Here is a 4,820-nt window from a genome sequence, read left to right on the forward strand (position 1 = left end):
GCCAAGGCGGCCAACGCCCCGGGCGCCACGGGCCAGCGCAACACGGCCGACGAATTCGTGCCGCTGCCCTCGGCCTCGGCCGAGCTGCCGCGCGCGGCCCGAACCCATGCGCCGATGCTCGCATCGGCCACCCGCCCCGCCGCGCTCGCGCAGCGGGCCGAACCACCGTCCCGGCAGCCGGCTCCGCCGATCGCGGGCTGAGCCCGGCACGTCACCCCAAGGGATCAACCATGTACGAACCGCTCGACCCGTACGCCAAGGATTTCAACGAGATCCGCACGCTGCTCAACGCGCCGGACAGCCAGGACCGCGTCAACGCACTGCGCGCGGCGCTCGACGCGACCGCCGAGAAGATCGGCGCGACGCCGTCGACCAACGAACTCGACCGCAGCAACCTCGCGAAGCTCTATCGCGGCTTCCTCGCGACCTCGCGGGCGCTGGCGAAGCTGCAGGAGCAGCGCGCGAACGCGTCGTAACCGATTCGCGGGCGGCCCGCCGTCCTCGAACGCTGCCTGCCGCGCGGTCCGGGCCGAAAAGCCCGTCCCGACCCGGCCGGCAATGAACCGCAGTTGCAGTTCCGTAGTTTTCGCAACCAAACCTAGACACGCGAGGTACACCATGCCTTTTCCGAATGTCAGCTCGATGGTGGGCACCGCCAGCAACCTGGCCAGCACCGCCGGTAACGTGATGAACGGCGCCGCCAACACGGCCGCCGGCAGCGCGGATTCCGCATCCACGCAAGCGCAGATGCAGAGCATCAGCAACCAGATGAACCAGATGACGCTCGCCTCGGCGCAGATGCAGCTCCAGCAGAGCATGGCCGCATCGCTGGCCAACGTGATGAAAAGCGGCGCGAGCAACGTCAAAAGCGCATCGCAAGGCGGCTAATCGCGCCAACCGGCGTCGCCCCACGCGGCGCCATCGCGGCGGCCCTGCCCGGTTTCGGGCGGCCGCCTCTTTTTGTTTTCTCGATTCATCCCCGATTTACCCGAACCCTTAGCGCATCGCATGAGCTCCGACCGATATACCTGGCTGATCGAGGATCTGTGCGCCGTCATCGACCTGCCCGACGTCCAGAACGTACTGGAGACGCGCGCCATCGAAGTGGAAGGATTCGACGTACGCCTCGATTATTTCGATAACGATATCGACGCGATGTATGCGAACTTCCACTATGGAACCGTCACCGCCGGCCGCACCCTGACGATCTTCCGACTGATGCTGGAGGCGAACCTGCTGGTCTACGCCCAGGATCAGGCGCAAATGGGGATCGACACAGATACCGGGAACGTGGTACTGATACTGCGCATCCCGTTCGACAGCGGCGTGGACGGCGCGGAACTGGCGGACCTGCTCGCCCATTACGCGGAACACGGCCGCTACTGGCGGCGCAACATCATGGAATCGAGTGACGACATGTTCGACGGCATCGCATCCGGGGAGTACGTCTGGTTGCGCGCTTGACCGCCCGGCGCCGCTCGGCCGATCAACCCGAGTCTGGCGCCACGCGTAGTCCCCGATGTCGAAATCCGTCTCTCCGCGCGCGCCCATCCGGCGCCGCGTCCCGGCGCCGGCCGATACCCCGGGCGGCCGCACCATCGCCTTCTCCCGCTTCTGGCTGCTGCGCGACGCGGGCCTGCTGATCGCCGACGGCGAGATCGTCGCGATCGGCGCGCGCCCGCTCGCGATCCTGATCCTGCTGATCGACGCCAACGGCCGCGCGGTGCCGGTGGCCACGCTGCGCGACGCGGTCTGGCCGGGCCTCGAGGTCGACACCAATACCGTCCAGTCCCAGATTTCCGCCCTGCGCCGCGCGCTCGGCGACGACCGCGACCTGATCGAGACCGTGCCGGGCCGCGGCTACCGCTTCGCCGGCGACCTGCGCGTGGTGGAGCGGCCCGACATCGACGGCGGCGAGCGCCTGGCGCGCGATGCCGCGCCGCCCGACGAGCTGATGGCGCTGCCCGAGGCCGATGCCGAAGCCGCCGCGCCGCGCGCGCGCGACACGCTCACCCACGCCCAGCCGCATGACCCTACCCCCTTCGTCGGGCGCCACGCCGAGCTGGCCGAGCTGCTGGCCACGGTGCCGGCGGTGCGCGCCGTCACGCTGACCGGCGCGGCCGGGATCGGCAAGACGCGCCTGGCGATCGAGGCCGCGCGCGGCCTGGCGCCGTCCTTCCCGGATGGCGTCGCCTACGTGCCGCTGGCGACGCTGTCGGCGCCCGATCGGGTGGTGCACGCGATCGCCGACGCGCTCGACGTCGACACCCGCGGCGGCGAGCTGGACGCGGCCCAACTGGCCGAAACATTGCGGGAACGGCGCTTGCTCATCGTGCTCGACCACGCCTCGCCGGTGCGCCACGCGGTGGCGCGCGTGATCGAGCACCTCACCGCCGCCACCCAGGGCGTGCACGTGCTCGCCACCGGCGACACGCCGCTGGCGGTGGGCGGCGAACGCGCGATCGCGGTGGCGCCGCTCGGCGTCTCGGCCGACACGCACCAGCCCTACGATTCCGGCAACAGCGACGCGCTGGCGCTGTTCTTCGCGGCCTTCGCGCGCCGCCAGCGCCGCGACGGCACACCGCCCGCCGCGCGGCTGCCGGCCGATGCGCTGGCCGCGGCCGCCTCGATCTGCGCCAGCCTCGACGGCATGCCGCATCCGGTCGAGCTGATGGCGGCCGACCTGGCCGCCGCGCTGGCCTCGAACGGCGACGTGCGCTCGGTGTTCGTGGCCTGCGCCACCGACCTGGACCGCTTCCTCGCGCAGCGCTCGGGCTCGCGGCGGCGCCTGTTGCCCCATGCGGACCTGCAGTTCGCCTGCCTCGATTTCGTGCATGGCCGGCTCGACCCCGGCACGCGCACCACGCTGCGCCGGCTCGGCCTGTTCCACGGCGCCTTCGAGGAAGGCGCGGCGATCGAGCTGCTGATCGCCTTCGACCGCGCGCTCGGCCTCGACGACACGCCGCCCGAGGCGGCCCGCCGGCGGCTGCGCCAACTGGTCAGCGCGGGCCTGGTCGACGACGTGGAATGCGACGGCGAGCTGCGCCTGCAACTGCCGCCCTCGGTGCGCCGCTTCGCGCTGGCCACGCTGGCGCGCACGCCCGAGCGCGCCACGCCGGGCGCGCTGCACGCGGCGCTGATCGCGCGCATCGTGGCGCGCCGCTTCGGCGCTGGCCCGTTCCTCGCGCCGCCTTCGGTGCGCCACGACCTGGCCGACCTGCGCGCCGCGCTCGAATGGGCGATCGACACCGGCAAGCCGGAACTGGGCGCGGACCTGCTCGACCACTCCGCGCCGCTGTGGGTGCGGCTCGCGCTCGGCGACGAATACGTGGGCTGGGCGCGGCGCGTGGCGATCTGCGGCAACGACGGCGAGGTGCGCCGGATCCGCCCCGAGATGCGCGTGGCGGCGGCGCTCGCCAACGCGCTGACCTGCAAGCGCAACGCCGCCGGCGAGGCGGCCCTGCAATGGCAGCGCGCCTACGAGATCGCCAGCGCCTGCGCCGACAATTCCACCCGGCTGCGCGCGCTGCTGCACCTGTTCTTCCGCGCCCAGATCCGCGGCGAGACCGATCGCGCGCGCGAGTTCGCGCGCAAGTACGCCGAGATCGCCGACGCGGCGCACTGGCCGGCCGCGCAGCACAATGCGCGGTTGATCGAGGGCCTGCTGCGCGCCTATACCGGCGACCTGCACATGGCGATCCCGCTGCTCAGCGGCATGCCCGACGGGCCCAACGTCGCGCTGCCCGACGTGATCCGCGAGGCACGCGCGCTGGCCACGCGGCATGGGCTGTCGCTGCACCTGATCGCCGGCGCGGCGCTGTCGACGGTGCAATGGCTGGTGGGCGGCACGCCGCGCGAATGCGAGATTCCCGAGCTGAACGCCACCGACAACGAGCCGCTGTCCTGCTGCGTGGCGCTGCGCCATGCCTGCGCGCTGGCGGTGGTGGACGACGATGCGCCGCGCGCCGAAGCCTATGCCGCGGCGCTGGTCGAACTGGCCAGCTCGACCGCGCCGCGCCGCTGGCTGCGCACCGGGCTGGACGTGCAGCGCTGGCTGCTGAGCCGGCAGGGCGACGCCTCGGCCGCGCTGTCGCTGGTGGAGGAGATCGCGCGCCGCTTCGAATCGCATCGCGTGCCGCCGGTCGAGCTGGCCTTCGTCACCACCCTGCTGCCGGCGATCCCCGTGGTCACCACGCCGGCGCTGGCCGACACGCTCGCGCAGGGCATCGCCCAGGCGGTGCGCCGCGCCGATCGCACCGGCGAGCGCTGGACCATGCCCTGGCTGCTGCATCTGCAAGGCGTGCTGTCGCGCGCGCGCGGCGAGGCGCAGGAGGTCACGCGGCGCGGCTTCCTGCAGGCGCTGCGCTGCGCCACCGAGCAGGGCGCCTATCGCATCGTCGAGCGGATCCGCGCCGATCTCGACGCGCTCGACGGCACCGCCGGCGGCTGATCGGCCGCCGCATCGCATCTGCATCGACATCCGCATCCGCATTCGCATCGACGCGGCGCACGCGATACTTCGGATCACGCAACATCGCTTCGGCCAGTGCCGCCGCGGTGACTAATGGCTGTCATCCGCGCCGCCTACCATGGGCTTCCATACCGAGATGCGAGCCTCGCGCCAACGGGCGAGGCTCGCATGCGTTCCCGGAGCCCCGATGCCGTCGTTCAAGCCTGTCCTCGCCCGTCTCGGTATCGGTGGTAGCGGCACGGCCGATGCCAAGCCGCGGGGCGATGCGCGAGGCGTGCCCGGCATCACGCACGCGGTGCCCACTCCGGCCGCGCAACCGGGCGCGCCGCTGCCGGCCCCGCGCGCGCGC

The 4,820-nt window shown here is 72.3% G+C and carries 4 protein-coding genes and 1 pseudogene; all 5 read left to right on the forward strand.

The window, feature by feature from the left end:
* A pseudogene (locus F3J10_RS34360) lies at positions 1–201 on the forward strand (type III secretion protein); the annotation flags it as partial.
* Positions 202–230: 29 nt separating this feature from the next.
* The gene (locus F3J10_RS34365; protein WP_013689020.1) at positions 231–476 is read left to right on the forward strand and encodes a hypothetical protein; all 246 of its coding nucleotides are present in this window, start codon (positions 231–233) and stop codon (positions 474–476) included.
* A gap of 142 nt (positions 477–618) precedes the next feature.
* The gene (locus F3J10_RS34370) at positions 619–888 is read left to right on the forward strand and encodes a hypothetical protein (RefSeq protein WP_043278050.1); all 270 of its coding nucleotides are present in this window, start codon (positions 619–621) and stop codon (positions 886–888) included.
* A gap of 120 nt (positions 889–1,008) precedes the next feature.
* The gene (locus F3J10_RS34375) at positions 1,009–1,464 is read left to right on the forward strand and encodes a CesT family type III secretion system chaperone (protein WP_013689018.1); all 456 of its coding nucleotides are present in this window, start codon (positions 1,009–1,011) and stop codon (positions 1,462–1,464) included.
* Positions 1,465–1,519: 55 nt separating this feature from the next.
* Positions 1,520–4,450 carry a winged helix-turn-helix domain-containing protein gene (locus F3J10_RS34380; protein ID WP_167243937.1) on the forward strand — a complete coding sequence of 977 codons (2,931 nt, stop codon included), beginning with the start codon at positions 1,520–1,522 and terminating at the stop codon, positions 4,448–4,450.
* Positions 4,451–4,820: the final 370 nt, after the last annotated feature.

Origin of the sequence: Burkholderia sp. Cy-637, assembly GCF_011753175.1 — a bacterium.
Lineage (GTDB): Bacteria > Pseudomonadota > Gammaproteobacteria > Burkholderiales > Burkholderiaceae > Burkholderia > Burkholderia gladioli.